Source organism: Streptomyces sp. NBC_01306 (assembly GCF_026340465.1).
Lineage (GTDB): Bacteria > Actinomycetota > Actinomycetes > Streptomycetales > Streptomycetaceae > Streptomyces.
Genome location: NZ_JAPEPC010000001.1, coordinates 6,414,677 through 6,439,005, shown reverse-complemented (window position 1 = coordinate 6,439,005; position 24,329 = coordinate 6,414,677). Strand labels below are relative to the sequence as shown.

Below are 24,329 nucleotides of genomic sequence, written 5' to 3'. Positions count from 1 at the left end.
TGCGGAGGTCACCGGAGAGCGGGGCGGCCCCCGGACGCGGGCCGCCGGAGAGAGACGGAGAGCGCGTGGAACTGGATCTCGCGGACGGCGCGGGGGTGACCCTGACGGCGGGCGCCGCAGGAGTACGGCTCACCGCGCGGACGTCGCCGCAGGCCCCGGAGACCGTGCTGCACTGCTCCCCCGCGCAGGCCAGGGAGCTGGCCGCCGCCCTGGTGCGGGCGGCCGGCGAGGCACAGCGCGCACAGCCCGCCGAGCGCGTCACCGTGGAGGCGCGGGAGCTGCGCCGCGGCGATGTCAGGGACAGTGACCGCTCCATGACGGTGGAGCGCGTCAGGGCCCTGGGCGACACCGTCCAGGTCACCTGGAAGTCCGACGCGGGCCGCAGCTGGACCCAGGACTACGCGGCGGGTACGGGCATCGGCCTCCGGCACCGCGGCTGACCCGCCGCACTGCCGGATGCCGTGTGTACGTACGGCAGGCCGAGCCTCACCGCGAGGCGAGCGCCCGCTCTCCCGCTTCCCGCATGGCGGCCAGCGGTGCGGGGCTGCTCCCGGTCATCTGCTCGACCTGGAGCACCGCCTGGTGCACCAGCAGGTCGAGGCCGCCGACGACGGCCCCGCCGCGGGACTGCCAGGCGGTGGCGAGCGGTGTCGGCCACGGCTCGTACAGCACGTCGAAGAGCGTGCCGGGCGCGTCGGGGACGGCGGCGGCGAGCGCGTCGGTGGTGCCGGCCGGGGTGGTCGCGATGACCAGCGGCGCGTTGAACGCCCCGGCGGCCTCCGCCCAGTCGGCCGTGCGCACGTCGACGCCCAGCCGTTCGCCCCAGCCGCGCATCTCCTGGGCGCGGGCGGCACTGCGTACGTAGGCGGTGACCGGGCCCGTACAGATGAGGGAGAGGGCCGCGAGGGCGGACGAGGCGGTGGCGCCCGCGCCCAGGACGGCGGCCGACTCGACCTTCTCGACGCCGCGCTCACGCATCGCGGCGATCATCCCCGGGATGTCGGTGTTGTCACCCACCCGGCGCCCGTCGGCGGTGAACACCACCGTGTTGACCGCTTCGACGGATGCGGCCGTCGCGGTCACCTCGTCGAGCAGCGGGATGACCGCCCGCTTGAGCGGCATGGTCAGCGAGAGCCCGGCCCAGGACGCGCCCAGCCCGTCGACGAACGCCGGGAGGGCCGCCTCGTCCACCTCGAAACGGTCGTACGACCAGTCACCGAGGCCGAGTTCCCGGTACGCGGCACGGTGCAGCACCGGCGAGAGCGAGTGCGCGATCGGCGAGCCCAGAACGGCCGCCCTGCGAGCCTCAGCCATTGCTGCTCTGTTTGGCATCGAACTGCGTCTTCAACTTCATGAACTCCGCATACGTCTTGGCGAATTCGGTTTGGTGCCCGTCGATCGAAACAAAGAAGTAGTAGCCGTCCTTTGTCGGATTCAACGCTGCCGCCATGGCGTCCTTGCCCGGATTCCCAATGGGTCCGGGGGGCAGCCCTCTCTGCTTATAGGTGTTGTACGGATCCGTGTTCTTGTTGATCTCGGTGGAGCCGATATTGATCTTGCTCTGGCCCTTGAGATAGTTGTACGTGGAGTCGAACTGAAGCCGCTGATTGGTGTTCTGGAGATTGCTGGGTTTCAGCCTGTTGTAAATGACCTCGGCCATCCGCCGGAAGTCGTCGTTCGTCTTCCCCTCGGCCTGGAGCATGCTCGCCACGGTGACGACCTGGAACGAGTCCTTCAGCCCCAGCCGGTGCGCCGCCGCGTCGAGTTTGTCGTCCCCGTACGTCTTGTCCGACTGGCCGACCATCTTCTTGAGGAGGTCCTCCGGCTTCATCCCCTTGGCGATCGGGTAGCTCGCCGGCGCCAGGAAGCCCTCCAGCGGGTCCTTGAGGTTCTTGTGCCCCTTGGCCCAGCCGGGCAGACCCAGCTTGTCGGCCTGCGACCTGGCGACGCCGGCGGTGGTCCCGGCCTTGAGCTCCAGCCGTTTGTCGATGGCCGCGTACACATTGGCGTTCCGCCAGCCGGGCGGGATGATCAGCTGGTTCAGGCTGTTCGGGTCCACCATCGCGGTGACCGCGTTCGCCGCGGACATCTGCTGGTTGAGGCTGTACACCCCGGCCTGCAGCGCCTTGCCCTTCGGGTTCTTCCCGGCCGCGGTGACGAACGCCTGGACGCTCTTGACGACGCCCTTCTGCTTCAGCAGCCGGCCGATCCCGCCGAGGCCCGTGCCCTGCGGGACCTCGACCTCGACCGGCGTGCTGCCGACGCCGGTGTAGTCGGGCGGCGGTGCGTAGCGGGACTGGTAGAAGCTGTAACCGACATAGCCCACGCCGCCGAGGCCGGCGACCATGACGAGTGAGACCACGAAGCAGGCACAGCCGTTGCGGCGTTTGGGCTTTCCGCTCTTGCCCCGGCGGTCCCGGGTGCCGTCACGTGTCTCGGCGGGGTCGTCGTCGTAGTCGTCATCGCCGCCGCCGACAGGACTGTCGGCGCCGGTGAAGAAAGGATGCGTCTCGGGCTCGTGCTGCGGCTCGGCCTCGGGCTCCGCGGGCGGCTCCTGCTGCCACTCGTCCCGGCGGCCGGGGGGCTGCGGCGGCGGATAGGCGTCGGGCGTCCGGTAGAAGTCGGGGTTCTCCCCGTTGTGGTGCACCGGCTGTCCGCCGTACGGCGTGTGCGGATCCGCGCCGTACGCCACACCGGTCTGCGCTGCGCCGTCCCAGCCGCCGTTCTGCTGCGGCTGGGTCTGCTGCGGGTACGCGTCCTGCTGGTACGGGGGCTGCCCGTACTGCTGCTGGTACTGCGCCTGCTGGTCGGGGGCCTGCTGGTGCGGGGTCTGCGGGTACTGCTGCGCATTCGAATTCTGCGCGTACTGCTGCTGGTTCGGGTCCTGCGGGTACTGCTGCTGGTCCCGGCCGTACTGGTTCTGGTTCTGGCCGTACTGGCCCTGGCCGTACTGGTCCTGGCCCGCGCCGTGCTGCTGCGGGTCCTGCGGATACTGCCCCTGCTGCTGCGGGTACTGCTGCTGGTACGGGTCCTGCGGCGGGCTGTACACCGGGTTGCCGTACTGGTCGTACTGCTGCACCTGGGCGTACTGCTGCGCCTGGCCGTTGTACGGCGTCTGACCGGAGGCGTCCTGCTGACCTCCCCATCCCTGGTCCCCGTACAACGGGTCCTCGGGATGCCACGGTTCGGAGCCTGCGCTCCGGCCATACTCAGTCATCGGTCCCCTAGAGCCGCGAGGCCTCCGGACGGTCCGCCTCTTGTGCTGTGCGGCAGCTGTTCGAAAACCGCCGCATGGCGCGGAACGTTACCGTAACCCGGTCAGACAACCACTTCGACGCCCTCACCTGGAGCAACGCCTGACGCCCGTTCGGACTCCAGTGCATTCTGCAGGATGACAACGGCCGCCGCCTGGTCGATGACAGAACGACCCTTTCGGGACTTTACGCCTGAGGCCCGCAAACTCTGACTCGCTGTCACTGTGGTCATCCTCTCGTCGATCAATCGCACCGGAATGGGTGCGATACCACGAGCGAGTTCCTGGGCGAATCCGCGGACCTTGGCGGCCGCCGGGCCCTCTCCTCCATTCAGGGAACGGGGAAGGCCGACCACGACCTCAATCGGTTCGTACTCGGCGATCAATTGCTTCAACCGCCGGTGGGCGGCCGGGACATCACGTCCGGGCACGGTCTCCACCGGTGTGGCGAGGACCCCGTCGGGGTCGCACGAGGCGACCCCGATCCGGGCGTCCCCGACATCGATCGAAAGCCGGCGGCCCCGTCGCATCAGGCGGTCTCTCCGACCAGGCGCTCGACGGCGGCCACGGCGTCGCCGATGGCGTCCGGGTTCTGCCCGCCGCCCTGGGCGACGTCCGGCTTGCCGCCACCGCCGCCACCGAGGGTCTTGGCAGCCGTACGGACCAGCTCGCCGGCCTTGAGACCGCGGCCCCTGGCGGCCTCGTTGGTGGCGATGACCGTCAGCGGGCGGCCGTTGGCCGTGGTGAAGAGGGCCACCACGGCGGGGCGGTCGCCCTGGATACGGCCCCGTACGTCGAGAACGAGCCTGCGCAGGTCGTCGGCGCCCGTGCCGTCGGGGACCTGGCCGGTCACCACGGCGACACCGCGTACGTCCTTGGCCCCGGCGGCGAGACCGGCGGCGGCCTGGAGGACCTTCTCCGCGCGGAACTTCTCGATCTCCTTCTCGGCGTCCTTGAGCTTCGAGAGCATCCCGGAGATCTTCTCGGGCAGCTCCTCGGAGCGGCCCTTGACCAGCTCCTGGAGCTGGGCGACCACCGTGTGCTCCCTGGCCAGGAAGTTGTACGCGTCGACGCCCACCAGAGCCTCGATCCGGCGCACACCGGAGCCGATCGAGGACTCGCCGAGCAGCTTCACCAGTCCGAGCTGGGCCGTGTTGCGGACATGCGTCCCGCCGCACAGCTCCTTGGAGAAGTCTCCGATGGTGACGACACGGACGCGCTCGCCGTACTTCTCGCCGAACTCGGCGATGGCGCCCTGCTTCTTGGCCTCGTCGATGGACATGACCTCGGCGTGGACGTCGAGTTCATGGGCGAGGACATCGTTGATCTTCTGCTCGACGTCGGTGAGGACCGTGCCGGGAACGGCGTTGGGCGAACCGAAGTCGAAGCGGAAGCGACCGGGCGAGTTCTCCGAGCCGGCCTGGGCGGCCGTCGGGCCGAGGGCGTCGCGCAGCGCCTGGTGGGTGAGGTGGGTGGCGCTGTGGGCGCGGGCGATGGCCCGGCGGCGGCGCTGGTCGATGGCGGCGTAGGCGGCGGCTCCCACCGTCACCTCGCCCACCTGGACCGAGCCCTTGTGCACGGAGACCCCGGGGACCGGCTGCTGGACGTCGCGGACCTCCACGACAGCGCCCGAGTCGAGCCTGATCCGGCCGGTGTCGGCGAGCTGGCCGCCGCCCTCGGCGTAGAACGGGGTCCGGTCCAGGACGATCTCGACCTCGTCGCCCTCGGTGGCGGCGGGCGACGGCACCCCGTCGACGAGCAGTCCGACGATGGTCGACTCGCCCTCGGTGGAGGTGTATCCGGTGAACTCGGTGGCGCCGGAGCTGTCGGCGACGGCGCGGTAGGCGGAGAGGTCGGCGTGGCCGGTCTTCTTCGACCTGGCGTCGGCCTTGGCCCGCTCGCGCTGCTCCTTCATCAGCCGCCGGAAGCCGTCCTCGTCCACCGAGACGCCCTGTTCGGCGGCCATCTCCAGGGTGAGGTCGATCGGGAAGCCCCAGGTGTCGTGGAGCAGGAACGCCTTGTCACCGGCGAGGATCCGGCCGCCGGCGGCCTTGGTCTCACTGACGGCGCTGTCGAGGATGTTGGTGCCGGCCTTCAGCGTCTTGACGAAGGCGGCCTCCTCGGCGAGGGCGACGGTCTCGATGCGCTTGCGGTCGGTGATGAGCTCCGGGTACTGGTGGCCCATCGTGTTGATCACCACGTCGACCAGCTCGGCGACGACCGGCCCGGTGGCGCCCAGCAGCCGCATGTTGCGGATGGCCCGGCGCATGATGCGGCGCAGGACGTAGCCGCGGCCCTCGTTGCCGGGGGTCACACCGTCGCCGATGAGCATCACGGACGTACGCATGTGGTCGGTGACGACCCGCAGCGAGACGTCCGAGCCCTCGGCCTGGCCGTACCTGACGCCGGTCAGCTCGGTGGCCTTGTCGATGACGACCTGCGAGGTGTCGATCTCGTACAGGTTCGGCACGTCCTGGAGGATCATCGCCAGGCGTTCGAGGCCCAGGCCGGTGTCGATGTTCCTGGACGGCAGGTCGCCGAGGATCGGGAAGTCCTCCTTCCCGTCTCCGGCGCCGCGCTCGTACTGCATGAAGACCAGGTTCCAGATCTCCACGTAGCGCTCGTCGTTGACGGCGGGGCCGCCCTCGACTCCGAACTCCGGGCCGCGGTCGTAGTTGATCTCGGAGCACGGTCCGCAGGGGCCGGGGACGCCCATGGACCAGAAGTTGTCCTTCTTGCCCAGCCGCTGGATGCGCTCGGCCGGTACGCCGATCTTCTCGCGCCAGATCTGCTCGGCCTCGTCGTCGTCCAGGTAGACGGTGATCCAGAGCCGCTCGGGCTCAAGACCGTAACCGCCGTCCGCCACGGAGCTGGTGAGCAGCTCCCAGGCGTACTGGATGGCGCCTTCCTTGAAGTAGTCGCCGAAGGAGAAGTTGCCGCACATCTGGAAGAACGTGCCGTGCCGGGTGGTCTTGCCGACCTCTTCGATGTCCGGTGTACGCACGCACTTCTGCACGCTGGTGGCGCGCGGGGCCGGCGGCTTGGCCTCGCCCAGGAAGTACGGCTTGAACGGGACCATGCCCGCGGGCACAAGGAGCAGAGTCGGGTCGTCCGCGATGAGCGACGCCGAAGGGACGACGGTGTGCCCGCGCTCCTCGAAGAAGCTCAGCCAGCGGCGGCGAATTTCAGCCGACTCCATCAGTGGTCCTCATTCCGGTTGTGCGAGTGCTTGGTGTATTCGATGGCGGCGAGACGTCGCCGCGCGGGAAGCTCGGCCGGTCCGGGCTGCGCGTCGATGCCGAGCGCCTCCCCCAGCTCCGCCTCGCGCTGGACCATTCCGGCCCGTACGTCGACGGCGAAGTCCTTCAGCCGGTGGCCCGCGTCGACGGCCTTGTTCGCCGCCTGCGCCGCGAGGCTCTCCGGGCTCAGCTGCTTGATCTTGCGGTTGACCTTGGTGGTGGCCCACACACCGGCTGCGGCGCCGGTGGCGAACCAGAACGTACGGCGGAACATTGCAGCGTCAGCCCTTCCGCTTCCTACGCCGTGGGGCCGGCACCGTGCGGCCGACGATCACCGGGCGGCGCGGGCTCTCCGGCTCCGCTTCGCCCTTGCGCCCGAGGGCCCGGCGGACGCCGTAGCCGAAGGCCGCGACCTTCACCAGCGGTCCGCCGAAGGTCGATGCGACGGTGGTGGAGAGCGCCGACGCGTTGGAGGTGACCTCCTGCACGTCGCTCGCGATGGCGTCGACCCGCTCCAGCTGGGTCTGCGCCGACCGGACGGCCGTGGAGGCGTCGGCGAGCAGGGGCACGGCCTGGTCGGTCACGTCCGCCACCAGCTTGGTGGTCGTCCTGAGCGTCTGGGCCAGCCTCACCAGCACCACGGCGAGGAAGGAGACCAGGATCGCCCAGAAGACGGCCACCAGGATGCCGGCCACCTCTCCACCGGACACGTTGCACCGCTCTCTGGTCGTCGGAAGTCACGTCGTTGGTCACATCGATTGCGGTTTCCGAGCCTATCGCGCCGGGACTCCGCCCCTGTACCGGATATCCGCTGTGCGCGCCGGGAGTTCCGGCATCGGATTGTACGTAGTGCTCACCGCCGCGTACTCTCCGTGTTCTATGCGAAGTGACTCGACCGGCCATCGGACCGCCCCCGGCAGCCTTCCGGCAGAGCTCAGCCGGTTCGTGGGGCGCCGGAGCGAGGCCGCCGAGCTGGAGAGACTCATCGGCTCGTCCCGGCTGGTCACCGTGGTCGGAGTCGGTGGCGTGGGCAAGACACGGCTGGCGACGCAGGTGGCGGAGACACTGCAGGAACGGTTCTGCGACGGAGTGTGGCTGGCCGAGCTGTCCGCCCTGCGCGACCCGGAGCTGGTCGAGCACACCCTCGTCGAGGCCCTGGGGCTGACCGACCACACGAGCAGGCCGCCGCGCGAGGTGCTGACCCGCCATCTCGCCGGGCGGGAGCTGCTGTTGGTGGTCGACGGCTTCGAGTTCCTGGTCGACGCGTGCGCCGGGCTGCTCCTCGCACTGCTGCGCAGCGCACCGGGACTGCGGGTGATCGCGGTCGGCAGGCGGCCCCTGGAGATCGAGGGCGAGCTGCCCCTCCCGCTGGGGCCGATGCGGGACCGGGACGCCGTGCGGCTCTTCACCGAACGCGTCTCGGCTGGCCGGCCCGGATTCCGGTTCGCCCGGAGCGACGCCGCGCTGGTGGCGGAGGTGTGCCGGCGGCTGGACGGGATCCCGCTCGCGCTGGAACTGGCGGCGGGACGGATGCGGGCCCTCTCGGTCGAGCAGCTGCTGGCCAGGCTGGACGACCGGTTCCGGGTGCTGACCGGGGGCGGCAGGGGTGTGCTGCCGCGCCACCGGACGCTGCGCACGGCGATCGGCTGGAGCCACGAACTGTGCACCCCGGAACAGCGGTTGCTCTGGGCGCGGCTCTCCGTGTTCCCCGGGCAGTTCGACCTGGAGGCGGCCGAGTACATCTGCGCCGGCCCCGAACTCCCCTCCGACGGCGTCCTGGAGGTGCTGGACGAGTTGCTCGCACAGTCCGTGCTGGTACGGGAGGACACCCCGGCGGGCGTCCGCTACCGGATGCTCGACACGATCCGGGACTACGGGGCACAGTGGCTCGCCGCGACCGGGGACACCGAGCAGCTCCGGCGGCGCCACCGCGACTGGTTCCTGGGGCTGGCCACCTGGTGCGAGCTCGACTGGTTCAGCCCACGGCAGGCCGGGATCGCGGCCCGGGTGGACAGTGAACTGCCCAATCTGCGGGGCGCGCTGGAGTTCTCGCTGGAGCACTCCGGTGACGTTCATCTGGCGCAGTACCTGGCGGGGACGCTCTGGTTCTACTGGGCGGGCTGCGGGCGGCTCGCCGAGGGCCGGCACTGGCTGGAGCATGTACTGGAGGCGGAGAGCGGGCACGACGGCTCACGGCTCAAAGCCCTCTGGGTCCTGGGCTACGTGGCGGTGCTCCAGGGCGACGCGGTGGCCGCGGTGGCCGCCCTCCACGAGTGCCACGAGGCGGCGCAGCACACCGGTGACGAGGTGGCGGCCGCGTACGCGCTGCACAGGACCGGCTGTCTGGCGCTGGTCACCGATGACATGCCGCGCGCGGAGGAACTGCTGCGCGAGGCGATCGGGCAGTACCGGGAGCTCGGTGAACTCAACAGCAACGTCCTGATGGGCCAGGTCGAGCTGGCGATGGCGGTGTGCTTCCGCGGCCGGCTCGCCGAGGCGGTCGCCATCTGCCAGGACGTCGTGACGGTCTGCGAGGACCACGGCGAGCGCTGGGCGCGGGCCTACGCGCTGTATGTACTGGCTTTCGAGGCCTGGTCGGACGGCCGGGCGGCGCGCTCCCGCGAGCTGCTGTCCGAGTCCCTCGCGACCAGCCATGCCTTCCACGACCAGCTGGGCACGGTGCTCGCCCTGGAGCTGATGGCGCTGCTCGCCCTGGAGGGCGGCGAGGCCACGGAGGCCGCGCTGCTGCAGGGCGCGGCCGGGCGGCTCTGGTCGTCGGTGGGGCTGCCGCTCTTCGGCTCGGCGTACTACAACGCGCCGCATCAGCGGTGCGAGGAGGGGGCCCGCCGCAAGCTGGGTCCCGAGGTCTACGAGAGTTTCCTGTCGCGGGGTGCACAGCTGGGCCGGGACGCCGCGGTGGCGCGTGCGCTGCACGGCCCGGCAGCACGCGAAGACCCGCCGCCCCCGGCTCCGCGAGGAGCGAGGGGACGACGGGCCGAAGCGATGAAGCGCGAGGTACGTCCGGATCAGCGGGCGTAGTACTCGACGACCAGCTGCTCGTCGCAGATGACCGGGATTTCCTTGCGGTTCGGGTCGCGGTCCAGGCGGAAGGCCAGGGCCTTCAGGTTCACCTGGAGGTAGCGCGGGGTCTCGCCCTCGGTGTCGTAGCCACCCTCACGGGCAACCTGGAAGGGGACCTTCTCGCGGCTGCGCTCGCGGACCATCACGACGTCGTCGGGACGGACGCGGAACGACGGCTTGTCGACCTTGCCGCCGTTGACCTGGATGTGGCCGTGGACGACCATCTGGCGGGCCTGGTAGATGGTCCGGGCGATGCCCGAACGCAGGACCAGGGCGTCGAGACGGCGCTCAAGCTCGACGACCAGCGCCTCGCCCGTCTTGCCTTCGGCCTTCTTGGCGCGGTCGTAGGCGCGGGCCATCTGGCGCTCGCTGATGTCGTACTGGGCGCGCAGACGCTGCTTCTCCAGCAGACGGACCTTGTAGTCCGAGTTCTGCTTGCGGCCACGGCCGTGCTCGCCCGGCGGGTACGGACGGGCCTCGAAGTACTTGACAGCCTTCGGCGTCAGCGCGATACCGAGCGCGCGTGACTTCTTGACCTTGGGACGCGACTGGTTAGGCACGTTCTCCAAACCTCCATGGTTGGGTTAGGTTAGGCTCACCTTACTCAAGGAGATCGTATGTCTCGTCCGGGGAACACCAGTCACATCACGGACAGCACAAAGAAGGCCGACGCTCTGGGCGTCGACGCGACGGAGGTCCGATCAGATCGTGGTCAGCCGCGTCCCAGCGGACTTGAATCCGCCCGGATGCCGTCAGCAGCCGAGCGCACACGAACTCTCGTACAGAGTACCTGCTCCGCGGTACTGCTGGTGACCGGGGTCGAAGCCGCCCTCAGCGACCAGCTGGTCCCGCTCACCCGCAGCACCGGACCCGACGGCGAGCTGTATCTGCTCTTCCCCGCCGCGTCCCCGGCCGTCCGGGCGGCGACCCACGCCCAGGACGACGAGCTGGCCGCGGTGCTGGAGATCACAGATGTCGCCCCGGTCTCCGTGCCCCACCGGATCCGCGGCCGGGCCCGGGTCTCCGGCTGGCTCACCTCCGTACCCGGCATGGCGGCTCCGGGCCGCATGATGCTGCGGCTGGAGGTCGGAGAGGTGTACGTGGACGACCTCTGGGGGCACGGGAGTGCCGAGCCCGAGGAGTTCGCGGAGGCGGTCGCCGATCCCCTGGTCGGCCATGAGGCCGAACTGCTCCAGCATCTGCACTCCGCCCACGGCGACCAGGTGTCCGGGCTGCTCGGCGACCGGGTGCCGGACGGGACCGCGGCGGTGCCGTTGGCGCTCGACCGGTTCGGGCTGCGGGTGCGGTTCACCGGCGCCCGGTGCTTCGACGCGCGCTTCGACTTCCACGAGCCGGTGAGCGATGTGACCGGGCTGCAACGCGCCATGTACACGCTCTTCGACGCGGCGGCCGGGTGAGACCGCCGGGCCGTCACTGACGTCCGTCCGCGCCTTCGCCCGACAGCCGCTCCCGCACCTTCTCGACCACGTCCGCGTAGCGCGCCTCGGCGCCGTACCGGGTGGGCTCGTAGTAACGCTTGCCCCGCACGGAGTCCGGGGCGTACTGCTGGGCGGCGATGGCGCCCGGGACATCGTGCGGATAGACGTAGCCCTGGGCGTGGCCGAGCTTGGCCGCGCCCTTGTAGTGCCCGTCGCGCAGATGCGCCGGAACCGGCCCGACAAGACCCGCGCGCACATCGGCGCGGGCGGCGGAGATCGCTGTCGTCGCCGCGTTCGACTTGGGGGCCAGCGCCAGCGCGATCGTGGCGTGGCTGAGGGTGAGCGCGGCCTCGGGGAAGCCGATCAGCGCGACGGCCTGGGCGGCAGCGACCGCGGTCGGCAGCGCGGTGGGGTCGGCGAGTCCGATGTCCTCACTGGCCGAGATCATCAGCCGTCTGGCGATGAACCTCGGGTCCTCCCCCGCTTCGATCATGCGGGCCAGATAGTGCAGGGCGGCGTCCACGTCGGAGCCGCGGATCGACTTGATCAGGGCGCTCGCCACGTCGTAGTGCTGATCGCCGTCGCGGTCGTACGCCACCGCGGCGCGGTCGACCGTCTCCTCCAGCGTCCCGAGCGTGATCTCCGGCTCGGACTTGGCCATGGCCGCGCCGGCCGCCGCTTCGAGTGCGGTGAGGGCGCGGCGGGCGTCGCCGCCGGAGATCCGCAGCAGATGCGTCTCGGCCGCGGGCGCCAGCGTGACGGCGCCGCCGAGCCCGCGCTCCTCGGTGAGTGCCCGGTGCAGCAGCGACCGCAGGTCGTCGTCGGTGAGCGATTCGAGCGTGAGCAGCAGGGACCTGGAGAGCAGCGGCGAGATGATCGAGAAGTACGGGTTCTCGGTGGTCGCGGCGACCAGCGTGACCCAGCGGTTCTCCACCGCGGGGAGCAGTGAGTCCTGCTGGGCCTTGCTGAAGCGGTGGATCTCGTCGAGGAAGAGGACGGTCTCCTTGCCGTATCCCCCCGAGGCCCTGCGTGCGCCGTCGATGACGGCGCGGACTTCCTTGACGCCCGCCGTGATGGCGGAGAGCTCGACGAACCGTTTCCGGGTGGCCTGGCTCACGACGTAGGCGAGGGTCGTCTTGCCGATGCCCGGCGGCCCCCAGAGCAGCACGGACGAGGGCCCGGCAGGTCCGCCGCCGGACTCGCCAACGAGCCGTCGCAGCGGTGAGCCCTGCTTCAGGAGATGCTGCTGGCCCACCACTTCGTCCAGGGTGCGCGGGCGCATCCGTACAGCCAGGGGGCTGCTGGACGGGTCCTTCTCCTGGCGCTCTTCGGCCGCGGCGGTGAACAGATCGGGTTCCACGTACAAAACCCTATGTCACGCCACTGACAACGGTCCCGGGCCGCTGTCGCCGCCCGGGACCGGCCCGTCCGGGGCCGGAGTACGAGAGGTCAGTGCGCCCCGGTCCAGAAGTCCCACCAGCGGGTGAGGATCAGCATGCCGATGATCCCGATGTGCACGACGGGCAGCACCCAGGTGAACTCGCCGAAGAAGCTCCGCAGCCAGCCGGGGGCGGCCAGCAGGCCGTGCCGGATGTTGTGCGAGGTGACGTACCAGAAGAGGGTGATCGTGCCCACCCAGGCCAGGCAGCACCAGAGGCAGAGCGAGTTGATGTTGTACAGGGACTGGTACTGGAGCCAGGTGACGAAGCCGACGCCGAAGAGGCAGCCCGCGTTGAACGTCAGCCAGTACCAGCGGCTGTAGCGCCCGCCCGCGATCAGGCTCATGCCGACACCGATCACGACGGCGTAGGTGGCAAGGCCCAGCATCGGATTGGGGAAGCCGAAGACCGAGGCCTGCGCGCTCTTCATCACGTTGCCGCAGGACACCACCGGGTTGAGGCTGCAGCCGGGGGTGAAGTTCGGGTTCTTCAGGAGCTTGAACTCGTCGAGGGTGATGACCCACGCCGCGAGTAGCCCGGCGGCTCCGGTGATCACCAGAAGCCAGCCGAAGGCACGGCTCGCGCCGGTCTTCCCGTCCTGCTGCGCGGACACGTCGTCAACCACTGTCGTCGTCATCATGCCGATCCATCGCTCCTGTGGCCTGTGGGCAGGCTCATTGTGCCGCACCGCGCGGGGTTCGCACTGTTCGATGGAGATAAGGAGATGCGGACCCCTGCGCCGGGCGGCCCGCCCGCCGGAAGGCCTTCCGGCCGGGTGGCGTGCACGGCCGGCGGACGAGGGCAGCGGCCGGGACACGGCGGCGCCGTCCTGGCCGACCCTCTGCGACCTGGGCATTCGATCCGGGGAAGGTGTCCGGGGGCGCGGGTGCCGGAGGGCCGTCAGGGGCCGGCGCGACCGGGAGGCTGCAGGCACTCGCTCCGGGGACGCGGCAGGAGCCGTCCGGCGGGCGGCCTGTCCGGGCGCCGTGAACCGTACCCGGCGATCATGTGTCGCAATTGCCCGGCGGAGCGAACCGGCACGCGCCGGGTTGACGCCACCGTCCCTCTTGTCCCGAATGGGCAGGATTTTCCATGGCGGTCCTGCGCCTGCGGCCCGGGCGGAGAGTCTCCGCCCGGGCCGCAGGGTGTGCCGGGTTCAGCAGTGGTGCCGGTCTCAGCCGAGCCGCTTGCGGACCTCTCCGACGAGGGCGTCGAGCGGCACCGCGCTCTGCTCGCCGGACTCCATGTCCTTGAGCTGGACGACGCCCTCGGCGAGATCCCGCTCACCCGCGACCACGGTGAAGCGGGCCCCGCTGCGGTTGGCGCTCTTCATCGCGCCCTTGAGGCCGCGCCCGCCGAACGCGAAGTCGGTGGCGACGCCCGCCCTGCGCAGCTCGGTGACCGCCCCGAAGAGCACCCGCCGGGCCTCCTCGCCGAGCGGCACGGCGAACACGCTTGTCGTGGCGGGCAGTTCGAGCTCGACGCCCTCCGCCTCCAGCGCCAGCACGGTGCGGTCCACGCCGAGCGCCCAGCCCACCGACGGCAGCGCGGGGCCGCCGATCATCTCGGAGAGCCCGTCGTAGCGGCCGCCGCCGCCCACCGCGGACTGCGAGCCGAGTCCGTCGTGGACGAACTCGAAGGTGGTGCGGGTGTAGTAGTCGAGGCCGCGTACCAGCTTCACGTCGTCCTCGTACGCGACGCCCGCGGCGGTCAGCAGGGCGCGGACCTCCTCGTGGTACGCCTTGCACGCCTCGCACAGGTAGTCCCGCAGCATCGGCGCACCGGCCAGCTGCTTCTGTACGTCGGCCCGCTTGTCGTCGAGCACGCGCAGCGGGTTGATCTCGGCCCGCCGCCGGGTGTCCTCGTCCAGGTCGAGCCCGCGCAGGAAGCCCTGGAGCGCGTCGCGGTAGAGCGGACGGCACTCGCGGTCCCCGAGCGAGTTGAGCAGGATGCGGAACTGCCGCAGGCCGAGCGAACGGTAGGCCTGGTCGGCGAGGATGATCATCTCGGCGTCGAGCGCGGGGTCCTCGGTGCCGATCGCCTCGGCGCCCACCTGCGAGAAGTGGCGGTAGCGCCCCTTCTGCGGGCGCTCGTAGCGGTAGTACGAGCCGGAGTACCAGAGCTTGACCGGCAGATTCCCGGCCTTGTGGAGGTTGGCCTCCAGCGCGGCGCGCAGTACGGAAGCGGTGCCCTCGGGGCGCAGCGCGAGCCGGTCACCGCCGCGCGTCTCGAAGACGTACATCTCCTTGGAGACGATGTCGGTCGATTCGCCCACCCCGCGCGAGAAGAGCTCGACGTTCTCGAAGCCGGGCGTCTCGATGTACTCGTAGCCGGAGTTCCGCAGCGGGGCCGCGAGCGCCTCGCGTACCGCGAGGAACTTCGCGGACGAGGGCGGCAGCAGGTCGTACGTGCCCTTGGGGGCCTGGAAAGTACTCACGGAAAAGTCGTCACATTCCTCGTCGGGGAGCGGCCAGGCCCCGCAGATACGGGTTGGTGGCGCGCTCGCGGCCGATGGTCGTCTGCTCGTTGTGACCGGGCAGCACCACGGTCGAGTCGTCGAGCGGCAGGCACACACGGGCCAGCGACTCAAGGATCTCGGCGTGGTCGCCACCGGGCATGTCGGTGCGGCCGATGGAGCCGGCGAAGAGCAGGTCGCCCGAGAAGAGAATCTGCGGAATGTCCGCAGCCTCGGGCATCCTGAACGTCACCGACCCCTTGGTATGGCCGGGCGCATGCGAGACGGCGAACTCCAGGCCGGCGAGGGTCAGCTCGCTCCCGTCGGCCAGTTCCTTGACGTCGTCCGGTTCACCGACGGTCAGTTCGCCCATCAGCGGCATCCCGATGGAACGGCCGATGCCCTTCTCCGGGTCGCTCATCATGAAGCGGTCGGCGGGGTGGATCCACGCCGGGACGTCATGCGCTCCGCACACCGGGACGACCGATGCCACATGGTCGATGTGGCCATGGGTGAGAACGACCGCCACTGGCTTGAGCCGATGCTTCCTGAGCGCGTCCTCGACTCCCTGGGCCGCCTGGTGGCCCGGGTCGATGATCACGCACTCCTCACCTGCGGCGGGGGCGACCAGATAGCAGTTGGTCCCCCAGGCCCCGGCGGGGAACCCGGCAATGAGCACGATCGTCCTTAAATGTCGGTCCAGCGGGAGAATGCAGCAGATGAGAGCCTACCGGCGCCGCTCATCGCACAGCGAACCCATATACGGTACGGCCTAGCCCGGACAGGTATACGGCACGCGCGAATCACGCATGCATACGGACGAGGGAGAACACCCGGTGGTCAACAGCGATCAGCGGCGGCGGCAGCTCGCCAGGGAAAAGTTCGAGCGGCAGCAGGAACGCCGCATCACGGCCCGGCGCAACGCACGCCGCCGCAACGCGGTGATCGCGTCGGCGGTCGCCGTGGTGGTCGTGGCGGGCGGCATCGCGTGGGGAGCCGGGGCCTTCAAGGGCGACGACGGCAAGGCCGCCCCCGCCAAGGCCGCGGACCCGTCGCCGTCGGCGAGCAGCACCGGTCCCCCCGAGCCCGCGATGAAGATCGACAAGAAGGCCAAGTACACCTTCGCCCTCAAGACGAACCAGGGTGCGGTCTCCCTGGTCATGGATGCCGCGAAGACCCCGCACACCGTGAACTCCTTCAAGTCGCTCGCGGACAAGGGCTTCTTCGACAAGACCAAGTGCCACCGCCTCACCACGAGCGGCATCTACGTGCTCCAGTGCGGCGACCCCAAGGGCGACGGCTCGGGCGGGCCCGGCTACACCATCCCTGACGAGAACCTGACCGCCCTCGGCAAGGCGGGCAGCGACGGTACGGTGACGTACCCGGCGGGCACGGTGGCGATGGCCAACACCGGCCAGCCGCACACCGGCGGCAGCCAGTTCTTCCTCGTGTACAAGGACAGCAAACTGCCGCCGACCTACACCCCGTTCGGGACGATGGACGCGGCGGGACTGAAGACGGTGAAGGCCGTGGCCAAGGCCGGAGTGACCGGCGGAAGCCAGGACGGGGCGCCCAAGAAGGCCGTCACCGTCTCGAAGGCCACCGTCACCAAGGACTGAGCCGGGGCCGTAGCGGCGAATCGGGGCGGCGGGGAAACGGGTAAACCAGGAACGGGGACAGGGGATATGGGGATATTCGGATGGGCCGGATGCGGACAGCCGCCCCGCCGTTCGCCTATGTTGGCGGTGTGCGGGGCGCAAGCAGCCCGGCCGAAGAAACTGTGGACGATGTCCGGGGGCCCACAAGTCTCCGCAGACATCATGTGGATGGAGGCGCTGTGAGCAGCGACCCGTGGGGCCGTGTCGACGAGACCGGCACCGTATACGTGCGTACGGCCGACGGCGAGAAGGTCGTCGGTTCTTGGCAGGCAGGCTCTCCCGAGGAGGCCCTGGCCTACTTCGAGCGCAAGTACGAGGGCCTGGTCGTCGAGATCGGCCTCCTCGAACGCCGGGTGAAGACCACCGATCTGTCGGCCAAGGACGCCCAGACCGCGATCGACCACCTGCGCGGGCAGGTCGATGAGCACCATGCAGTCGGCGACCTGAACGCTCTGCGGGTGCGGCTGGACGGGCTGGTCTCGACGGTCGAGGCGCGCCGTGAGGAGCGCAAGGTCCAGAAGGCCAGGCAGACCGACGAGGCGAAGCACGCCAAGGAAGCCCTGGTCGTGGAGGCCGAGGAGCTCGCGCAGAGCGACCAGTGGCGGTCCGCGGGTGAGCGGCTGCGGGCGCTGGTGGACACCTGGAAGGGTCTCCCCCGGCTCGACCGGAAGTCCGACGACGAGCTGTGGCACCGCTTCTCGCACGCCAGGTCGGCGTTCTCCAAGCGGCGCAAGGCGCACTTCGCCTCGCTGGACGCCCAGCGCGAGGACGCCCGCAAGGCCAAGGAGAAGCTGGTCGCCGAGGCGGAGTCGCTCTCCGGGTCGACCGACTGGGGTGCGACGGCGGCCCGTTACCGCGATCTGATGACCGAGTGGAAGGCCGCGGGCCGCGCCCAGCGCGAGTCCGAGGACGACCTGTGGAACCGCTTCCGCGGCGCCCAGGACGTCTTCTTCGCCGCCCGCAGCGAGGTCTTCGCCGAGCGGGACGCCGAGCAGTCCGAGAACCTCAAGCTGAAGGAGGAGCTCGCGGTCGAGGCCGAGAAACTGCTCCCGGTACGGGATCTCAAGTCGGCCAGGTCCGCGTTCCGGGCGCTGAACGAGCGCTGGGAGGCCATCGGCCACGTACCGCGTGACGCCCGGCCGAAGGTGGAGGGCCGGATGCACACGGTGGAGCGGGCACTCCAGGAGGCCGAGGAGACCGAGTGGCGGCGCACCAACCCGGAGGCGCGCGCACGGGCCGCGGGTCTGACGGGTCAGCTCCAGGACGCGGTCGACAAGCTGCGCAAGCAGATCGACACGGCGCGTGCGGCCGGCAACAACGCCAGGGCCGACAAGCTCGCCCGTGAGCTGGAGGGGCGCCAGGCGCTGCTCGACCAGGCGATGAAGGGCCTGGAGGAGTTCGGCGGCTGAGAAGCCTGAAGCATCCCGGACATGGGTGAGGGCCCTCCGCCGAGCGGAGGGCCCTCACCCATGTCGTGGTGCGGCTCCGGCGTCAGGGCCTGCGGGCCGAGGTCACCCGGTAGACGTCGTAGACGCCCTCCACGCCCCGTACCGCCTTCAGGACGTGTCCGAGGTGCTTCGGGTCGCCCATCTCGAAGGTGAAGCGTGAGGTGGCCACCCGGTCGCGGGAGGTCTGGACCGCCGCCGACAGGATGTTCACGTGCTGGTCGGAGAGGACGCGGGTGACGTCCGAGAGCAGCCGGGAGCGGTCCAGGGCCTCGACCTGGATGGCGACCAGGAAGACCGAGGACTGGGTGGGTGCCCACTCGACTTCGAGGATCCGTTCGGGCTGCTGCGACAGCGAGTCCACGTTGACACAGTCCGCGCGGTGCACGGAGACCCCGCTCCCCCGGGTGACGAACCCGATGATGGGGTCGCCGGGGACGGGCGTGCAGCACCGGGCGAGCTTCACCCAGACGTCGTCGACGCCCTTGACGACCACACCGGGGTCCGCGTTGGCGCGCCGCTTGCTGCGGCCGTGCGACGGCGGTGTGCTCTCGGCGATGTCCTCGTTGGCCGCTTCCTCGCCGCCGAGCGCCTGCACCAGTTTCTGCACGACGCCCTGCGCGGCCACATGGCCCTCGCCGATCGCCGCGTACAGCGAGGAGATGTCCGGGTAGCGCATCTCGTGCGCCAGTGTGACGAGCGAGTCGCCGGTGAGGATGCGCTGGATCGGCAGGTTCTGCTTGCGCATGGCCCGCGCGATGGCGTCCTTGCCCTGCTCGATCGCTTCGTCGCGGCGCTCCTTGGAGAACCAGGCGCGGATCTTGTTGCGCGCCCGGGGCGACTTGACGAAGCCCAGCCAGTCCCTGGAGGGTCCGGCGCCCGCGGCCTTGGAGGTGAAGACCTCGACCAGGTCGCCGTTGTCGAGGGTGGATTCGAGCGGGACGAGCCGCCCGTTGACCCGTGCCCCTATGGTCCGGTGGCCGACCTCCGTGTGGACGGCGTACGCGAAGTCGACGGGGGTGGCGCCGGCGGGCAGCGCGATGACGTCGCCCTTCGGCGTGAACACGAAGACCTCGTTGCGCGACAGGTCGAAGCGCAGCGACTCCAGGAACTCGCTGGGGTCCTCGGTCTCCTTCTGCCAGTCGAGCAGCTGCCGCAGCCAGGCCATGTCGTTGACGGTGTCCTGACGGGAGCCCTTGCCGGTGCTCTTCGGTGCGTCGGTGCGCACCTTGGAGGCGCCCGCGACGGCCTCCTGCTTGTACTTCCAGTGCGCGGCGATGCCGTACTCGGCCCGGCGGTGCATGTCGAACGTACGGATCTGGAGCTCGACGGGCTTGCCGCTGGGACCGATCACCGTGGTGTGCAGCGACTGGTACATGTTGAACTTGGGCATCGCGATGTAGTCCTTGAACCGCCCCGGGACCGGGTTCCACCGGGCGTGGACGGTGCCGAGCGCCGCGTAGCAGTCGCGGACGGTGTCGACAAGGATGCGGATGCCCACCAGGTCGTAGATCTCCGCGAAGTCGCGGCCGCGCACGATCATCTTCTGGTAGACGCTGTAGTAGTGCTTGGGGCGCCCGGTGACGGTGGCCTTGATGCGGGCGGCGCGAAGATCCGACTGGACCTCGTCGGTCACTATGGCGAGGTACTCGTCGCGCTTGGGCGCCCGCTCGGCGACCAGCCGCACGATCTCGTCGTACATCTTCGGGTAGAGGATCGCGAAGGCGAGGTCCTCCAGCTCCCACTTGATGGTGTTCATGCCCAGGCGGTGGGCGAGCGGCGCGTAGATCTCCAGGGTCTCGCGGGCCTTCTTCTCCTGCTTCTCCCGCTTGAGATACCGCATGGTGCGCATGTTGTGCAGCCGGTCGGCGAGCTTGATGACCAGGACGCGCGGATCCTTGGCCATGGCGACGACCATCTTGCGTACGGTCTCGGCCTGCGCGGCCTCACCGAACTTGACCTTGTCGAGCTTGGTGACGCCGTCGACGAGGAGGGCGACCTGGTCGCCGAAGTCGCGGCGCAGGGTGTCCAGGCCGTACTCGGTGTCCTCGACGGTGTCGTGCAGCAGCCCCGCCATCAGGGTGGCCGGGTCCATACCCAGCTCGGCGAGGATCGTGGTGACGGCGAGCGGGTGCGTGATGTACGGGTCGCCGCTCTTGCGCTTCTGCCCGCGGTGCCAGCGCTCGGCCACCTGGTAGGCGCGCTCGATCTGCCGCAGCGTCGCCGACTCGATCTTCGGGTCGTTGCCGCGCACGGCCCGCAGCAGCGGTTCAAGGACCGGGTTGTACGGCGAGGAGCGCTGGACTCCGAGCCGGGCGAGCCTGGCCCTGACGCGGTTGGACGAGCCGCCGGAGCGCGCGACGGGGCCCTGCGGGGCCGGGCGCGCGGTGGCACCCTGCGCGGCCGGTCCCGGCGGGGGCGCCTGGGCGGCGGGCTTCGGCGTGGAGAGGGGGGCGGCGCCGCCGGGGCGCACCACGGGAGCCGAGGGCTTCGGCTGACCGGCAGGCGGCTTCTCGGGCGTCGCTGGGGCCGCCGCGGCCTTCTGGTCCTGCTTCTCGGGCTGTGCGGCGGCTGCGGGCCGGTCCTCGTCTGGCAAGGGCACTCCTCTGGGGGTCCCCCCGGACGGAGCCTGGGGGAGGGTCCGGGTCCCCGTGTCAGGTCCGGAAGCCCATGGTAACGATCCCGGGCGATCCGCTCGCCCCGGGCCGGTGCCGGCACCGTACGCGAGAGGCGGACCGCCCGGGGTTCCGGGGGCCCGCCTCAGCGGTACGGCGTACGGATCAGGCCGCGATCAGACCGTGATCAGGGCGTCCAGCGGGGCGCCGTGCAGTGCGGGCTCCAGCCGGGCACGCCCGTCCAGGAAGCCCAGCTCCATCAGTACGGCCACGCCGATGACCTGCGCACCGGCCCGCCGGATCAGGTCCAGCGAGGCCTCGGCCGTGCCGCCGGTGGCGAGCACGTCGTCGATGACCATGACGCGGTCGTCGGCGCAGAGGTCCTCGGCGTGCACCTCGATCTCGGCGCTGCCGTACTCCAGGTCGTACGTCTGGGAGAGCGTCGCGCCCGGCAGCTTCCCGGCCTTGCGGACCGGGATGAAGCCGATTCCGGCGCGGACCGCGACCGGTGCGGCCAGGATGAAGCCGCGCGCTTCCAGGCCGACGATCTTCGTGGCGCCGTGCCGCAGGCAGAGCTCCGCGAGGGCGTCGGTCAGCGCCGTGAAGGCCTCCGGGTCCGCGAGGAGCGGGGTGATGTCCTTGAACACCACGCCCGGCTGCGGATAGTCCTGCACGTCCCTGATCCTGCTGAGCAGCAGGTCCTGGATGCTCCGGGTGTCCGTCATCGGCGCTTCCCCTGGGTACGCCCGCGGCCCCGCGGGGCGGGAGCGCGCCGGCCGCCGGCCACGGCGCCGGCCGGGGCCGGGGCGCCGTCCTCCGGCTGGAGGGTGTCGTCGTCCTGGTCGGACGGTTCGCCCTTCGCGGCGGCGGCGGCCCGCTTGGCGAGCACCCGCTTCTTGAGGGCCTGCATCGCGGGGTCGCGTTCCTTGAGGTCGGCGACGAGCGGGGTGGCGATGAAGATCGAGGAGTACGCACCGGCCGCGAGGCCCACGAACAGCGCGAGCGAGATGTCGTTCAGCATTCCGGCGCCGAGGAAACCGCCGCCGATGAAGAGCAGGCCCGCCACCGGGAGCAGCGCGACGACCGTGGTGTTGATGGAACGCACCAGGGTGCCGTTGAGGCTGCGGTTGGCGATCTCGCTGTAGGTGAAGCGGGTCTGCTTCTTGAGATCCTTCGACGCCTCCTTGAGACCGTCGAAGACGACCACGGTGTCGTAGAGGGAGTAACCGAGGATGGTCAGCAGACCGATCACCGTGCCCTCGGTGACCTCGAAGCCGACGAGCGCGTAGATCCCGACCGTGATCGTGAGGTCGTGGATCAGGGCGACGAGGGCGGCGAGGGCCATCCGCCACTCGAAGGCGATGGCCAGATAGACCACCACCAGGATCATGAAGATCGCCAGGCCCTCCCAGGCCTTGTTGGCGATCGTCGCTCCCCAGCTGGGACCGACCACGTCGGCGGCGATCTTGTCGATCGGGAGCTTCAGGTCCTTGGCGAGCGTGCCGTGGATCTTGTCGGCCGTGTCGGTGTCGATCCCGGAGACCTGGATCCGCATCCCGCCGTTGCCGAGCTTCTGGACGGACGCGTCATGTCCGGAGAGCTGCTCCGCCACGTCCTGGGCGCGCGTCACCGAGACGCTGCTGCTCTGGGTGGTGGTGAAGACCGCACCGCCCTGGAACTCGATGCCCAGGTTCAGACCGCGCACCGCCAGGCCGACGATGGCCGTGATGGTGATCAGGATCGAGATGCCGTACCAGATCTTGCGCTTGGCCACGAAGTCGTAGCCGACCTCGCCGCGGTACAGCCGGGCGCCCATGCTGCCGAGTCGCGACATCTCACGCCTCCTTCGGGTCGGTGGGGGCGGAGGAGGCGGCACGGCGCGAACGGCGGAGCGGGGGTTTGGCGCCGAGCCGCTTCGGGTCGAGTCCGGACCACGGGTGGCCGCTGTAGAAGAACTTCTTGCGGGCCAGCAGCGTCATCACCGGCTTGGTGAAGAGGAAGACCACGACGACGTCGAGCAGCGTGGTCAGACCCAGCGTGAACGCGAAGCCCTGCACCTTGCCGACCGTCACGATGTACAGCACCGCGGCGGCGAGGAAGGACACGAAGTCCGAGACCAGGATGGTGCGCCGGGCGCGCGGCCAGGCGCGCTCGACGGCGGGCCGCAGCGTGCGGCCCTCGCGGATCTCGTCACGGATGCGTTCGAAGTAGACGATGAACGAGTCCGCGGTGATGCCGATCGCAACGATCGCACCACACACCGCAGGCAGGTTGAGTGCGAAGCCGATGCCCTTGCCGAGCAGCGACATCAGTGAGTACGTGAGGATCGCGGAGACCAGGAGGCTGAGGATCGCGATGAACGACAGGCCGCGGTAGTAGGCCACCAGGTAGATGATGACCAGCGCGAGGCCGATCGCACCGGCGATGATGCCCGCCTGGAGCTGCTCGCCGCCGAGCGCCGCGGTCACGGTGGTGACCGTCTCCTCCTTGAAGGAGAGCGGGAGCGCACCGTAGGACAGCACGTTGCCGAGGTCCTCGGCCGACTGCTGGGTGAAGCTGCCGGAGATCTGGGCGCTGCCGCTGAGCGTCTGGCTCACGCTGGGGGCCGAGACGACGGCGCCGTCCAGCGCGATGGCGAACTGGTTCTGCGGGGACTGCTGCTTCGAGAGCTTGCTGGTGATCGCCTGGAACTTCTTCGAGCCCTTGCTCGTGAAGTCCATCTGGACGATCCACTGACCCTGCTGCTGGTCGATGACGGCCTTGGCGCCGGAGACGTCGGTGCCGTCCACGGCTGCGGCGTCGAGGATGTACTTCGCGTCACCGGACTGGCTGCACGCCACGGTCGGGTCGCTGGGCTTGACGTTGTCGCCGCCGGCCTTGGCACGGCCGGCCTTGGTGGAGCAGTCGAGCGCGGCGAACTTCTTCTCCAGCTTGGCGGCGGCCGCGCTGTCGGCGGTCGACGGGGTGGGGCTGGACTGGGGAGGCGTCGACGGGTTGGGCGTGGGACCGGCCTTCAGCGCGTCGGTCACCGCACGGCCCTGGGGGGACGAGGTCGACTTCTTCGACGACGAGGACGACTTGTCGGTGGCCTTGGACTTCGACGAGGCGCTCGGGGAGGGCGTGGTGGAGGGCTTACCGGCGGGCGTGGGCTTGCCCGCAGCGACCGTCACCACAGGGCGGAAGTACAGCTGGGCGGTGGTACCGACCTGCTGCCTGGCCTGCTTCTCGTTCGTCCCCTTGGGGATGTTGACGAGGATCTGGTCCTTGCCCTGCGTCTGAACCTCGGCCTCGGAGACCCCGAGTCCATTGACACGGCGCTCGATGATGCTGACCGCGGTGTCCATGTTCTTCTGGTTGATCGCGTTGGGCTTGCCCGGCTGGGGCTTGGCCTGGAGCGTGATGCTCGTACCGCCCGCGAGGTCGATGCCGAGACGTGGCGTGACCTGCTTCGCCCAGAACATCCCGCCGACGAGCGCAACCATGGCGATCAGGATCAGGGCCAGGGACCGCCCGGGCTTGCCCTGGGCTCCCGTCTGCCTTCGGCCCTTGTTCGGTGCTGCCACCTTGTCGATTCTCCCTGTCCTACCGCCCGCGCCGGGTATGCGCTGTGAGCGGCCACGAAGTGATGTGGGGGACCTGCTCCGCTGTAGCAGTGCACGGTCTCGGGGACCGCCGGTGCTGCCATCGGGCAGCACCGGCGGTCCC

The 24,329-nt window shown here is 70.1% G+C and carries 20 protein-coding genes; 5 read left to right on the top strand and 15 right to left on the bottom strand.

What is annotated here, in order from left to right; genetic code table 11:
• Positions 1-65: 65 nt before the first annotated feature.
• Positions 66-440, top strand: coding sequence for a hypothetical protein (locus tag OG385_RS28520; RefSeq protein WP_266858946.1), 375 nt, complete (start codon positions 66-68; stop codon positions 438-440).
• A gap of 46 nt (positions 441-486) precedes the next feature.
• Here the strand turns inward: OG385_RS28520 and OG385_RS28515 are convergent, their stop codons facing one another.
• The 6 genes from OG385_RS28515 to OG385_RS28490 form a co-directional block, all read right to left on the bottom strand.
• Positions 487-1,314, bottom strand: a complete 828-nt coding sequence (locus OG385_RS28515) for a shikimate dehydrogenase (RefSeq protein WP_266858945.1) — start codon at positions 1,312-1,314, stop codon at positions 487-489.
• Positions 1,307-3,217, bottom strand: coding sequence for an endolytic transglycosylase MltG (gene mltG / locus OG385_RS28510; protein ID WP_266858943.1), 1,911 nt, complete (start codon positions 3,215-3,217; stop codon positions 1,307-1,309). Before mltG ends, OG385_RS28515 begins: the two co-directional genes overlap by 8 nt.
• Positions 3,218-3,318: 101 nt before the next feature.
• On the bottom strand, positions 3,319-3,783 hold the full coding sequence (ruvX, locus tag OG385_RS28505; RefSeq protein ID WP_266858941.1) for a Holliday junction resolvase RuvX: 465 nt from the start codon (positions 3,781-3,783) through the stop codon (positions 3,319-3,321).
• Complete coding sequence (gene alaS / locus OG385_RS28500) at positions 3,783-6,452, bottom strand: alanine--tRNA ligase (protein ID WP_266858939.1); 2,670 nt, start codon at positions 6,450-6,452, stop codon at positions 3,783-3,785. Before alaS ends, ruvX begins: the two co-directional genes overlap by 1 nt.
• A complete protein-coding gene (locus tag OG385_RS28495) occupies positions 6,452-6,766 on the bottom strand; it encodes a DUF6167 family protein (protein ID WP_266858937.1) in 315 nt (104 codons plus the stop codon). The genes alaS and OG385_RS28495 overlap by 1 nt, the downstream gene beginning before the upstream one ends.
• 7 nt (positions 6,767-6,773) lie before the next feature.
• Positions 6,774-7,202: a DUF948 domain-containing protein gene (locus tag OG385_RS28490; protein WP_266858936.1), complete on the bottom strand. Its 429-nt coding sequence runs from the start codon at positions 7,200-7,202 to the stop codon at positions 6,774-6,776.
• A 169-nt stretch (positions 7,203-7,371) separates the two neighbouring features.
• Between OG385_RS28490 and OG385_RS28485 the strand changes: the two genes are divergently transcribed.
• Positions 7,372-9,531, top strand: a complete 2,160-nt coding sequence (locus OG385_RS28485) for an AAA family ATPase (RefSeq protein WP_266858935.1) — start codon at positions 7,372-7,374, stop codon at positions 9,529-9,531.
• On the opposite strand, the gene rpsD is transcribed toward OG385_RS28485, so the two are convergent.
• Positions 9,519-10,133, bottom strand: a complete 615-nt coding sequence (gene rpsD / locus OG385_RS28480; protein ID WP_164265384.1) for a 30S ribosomal protein S4 — start codon at positions 10,131-10,133, stop codon at positions 9,519-9,521. The two genes, OG385_RS28485 and rpsD, sit on opposite strands and share 13 nt — an antisense overlap.
• Positions 10,134-10,319: 186 nt before the next feature.
• On the opposite strand from rpsD, the gene OG385_RS28475 reads away from it, so the two are divergent.
• A complete protein-coding gene (locus OG385_RS28475) occupies positions 10,320-10,991 on the top strand; it encodes a DUF2470 domain-containing protein (RefSeq protein ID WP_266861228.1) in 672 nt (223 codons plus the stop codon).
• A gap of 13 nt (positions 10,992-11,004) precedes the next feature.
• Here OG385_RS28475 and OG385_RS28470 read toward each other — a convergent pair whose 3' ends face one another.
• From OG385_RS28470 to OG385_RS28455, 4 genes are all read right to left on the bottom strand, one after another.
• Positions 11,005-12,372 (bottom strand): replication-associated recombination protein A, encoded by a 1,368-nt coding sequence (locus tag OG385_RS28470; RefSeq protein ID WP_266858934.1) that lies wholly within the window; start codon positions 12,370-12,372, stop codon positions 11,005-11,007.
• Positions 12,373-12,461: 89 nt separating this feature from the next.
• Positions 12,462-13,088 (bottom strand): vitamin K epoxide reductase family protein, encoded by a 627-nt coding sequence (locus tag OG385_RS28465; RefSeq protein ID WP_266861227.1) that lies wholly within the window; start codon positions 13,086-13,088, stop codon positions 12,462-12,464.
• Positions 13,089-13,625: 537 nt separating this feature from the next.
• Positions 13,626-14,888 (bottom strand): histidine--tRNA ligase, encoded by a 1,263-nt coding sequence (gene hisS / locus OG385_RS28460; RefSeq protein ID WP_266858933.1) that lies wholly within the window; start codon positions 14,886-14,888, stop codon positions 13,626-13,628.
• 10 nt (positions 14,889-14,898) lie between these two features.
• Entirely contained in the window at positions 14,899-15,585 is a 687-nt protein-coding gene (locus tag OG385_RS28455) for an MBL fold metallo-hydrolase (protein WP_266858932.1), read from the bottom strand.
• 157 nt (positions 15,586-15,742) lie between these two features.
• Between OG385_RS28455 and OG385_RS28450 the strand changes: the two genes are divergently transcribed.
• Both OG385_RS28450 and OG385_RS28445 read left to right on the top strand, forming a co-directional pair.
• Positions 15,743-16,525: a peptidylprolyl isomerase gene (locus tag OG385_RS28450; RefSeq protein WP_266861225.1), complete on the top strand. Its 783-nt coding sequence runs from the start codon at positions 15,743-15,745 to the stop codon at positions 16,523-16,525.
• Positions 16,526-16,743: 218 nt separating this feature from the next.
• A complete protein-coding gene (locus OG385_RS28445; protein WP_266858931.1) occupies positions 16,744-17,973 on the top strand; it encodes a DUF349 domain-containing protein in 1,230 nt (409 codons plus the stop codon).
• A gap of 82 nt (positions 17,974-18,055) precedes the next feature.
• On the opposite strand, the gene OG385_RS28440 is transcribed toward OG385_RS28445, so the two are convergent.
• The 4 genes from OG385_RS28440 to secD form a co-directional block, all read right to left on the bottom strand.
• Positions 18,056-20,605: a bifunctional (p)ppGpp synthetase/guanosine-3',5'-bis(diphosphate) 3'-pyrophosphohydrolase gene (locus OG385_RS28440; RefSeq protein ID WP_266858930.1), complete on the bottom strand. Its 2,550-nt coding sequence runs from the start codon at positions 20,603-20,605 to the stop codon at positions 18,056-18,058.
• A 195-nt stretch (positions 20,606-20,800) separates the two neighbouring features.
• Positions 20,801-21,349, bottom strand: coding sequence for an adenine phosphoribosyltransferase (locus tag OG385_RS28435; protein WP_266858929.1), 549 nt, complete (start codon positions 21,347-21,349; stop codon positions 20,801-20,803).
• Positions 21,346-22,458 carry a protein translocase subunit SecF gene (gene secF / locus OG385_RS28430; protein WP_266858928.1) on the bottom strand — a complete coding sequence of 371 codons (1,113 nt, stop codon included), beginning with the start codon at positions 22,456-22,458 and terminating at the stop codon, positions 21,346-21,348. The genes OG385_RS28435 and secF overlap by 4 nt, the downstream gene beginning before the upstream one ends.
• A 1-nt stretch (position 22,459) precedes the next feature.
• A complete protein-coding gene (gene secD / locus OG385_RS28425; RefSeq protein ID WP_266858927.1) occupies positions 22,460-24,187 on the bottom strand; it encodes a protein translocase subunit SecD in 1,728 nt (575 codons plus the stop codon).
• Positions 24,188-24,329: the final 142 nt, after the last annotated feature.

Coding starts and splice junctions, on each gene's coding strand:
- OG385_RS28515 (WP_266858945.1), bottom strand. CDS start 1,314: ATGGCTGAGGCTCGCAGGGCGGCCGTTCTGGGCTCGCCGATCGCGCAC.
- mltG (WP_266858943.1), bottom strand. CDS start 3,217: ATGACTGAGTATGGCCGGAGCGCAGGCTCCGAACCGTGGCATCCCGAG.
- ruvX (WP_266858941.1), bottom strand. CDS start 3,783: ATGCGACGGGGCCGCCGGCTTTCGATCGATGTCGGGGACGCCCGGATC.
- alaS (WP_266858939.1), bottom strand. CDS start 6,452: ATGGAGTCGGCTGAAATTCGCCGCCGCTGGCTGAGCTTCTTCGAGGAG.
- OG385_RS28495 (WP_266858937.1), bottom strand. CDS start 6,766: ATGTTCCGCCGTACGTTCTGGTTCGCCACCGGCGCCGCAGCCGGTGTG.
- OG385_RS28485 (WP_266858935.1), top strand. CDS start 7,372: ATGCGAAGTGACTCGACCGGCCATCGGACCGCCCCCGGCAGCCTTCCG.
- OG385_RS28475 (WP_266861228.1), top strand. CDS start 10,320: ATGCCGTCAGCAGCCGAGCGCACACGAACTCTCGTACAGAGTACCTGC.
- OG385_RS28465 (WP_266861227.1), bottom strand. CDS start 13,088: ATGACGACGACAGTGGTTGACGACGTGTCCGCGCAGCAGGACGGGAAG.
- OG385_RS28435 (WP_266858929.1), bottom strand. CDS start 21,349: ATGACGGACACCCGGAGCATCCAGGACCTGCTGCTCAGCAGGATCAGG.
- secF (WP_266858928.1), bottom strand. CDS start 22,458: ATGTCGCGACTCGGCAGCATGGGCGCCCGGCTGTACCGCGGCGAGGTC.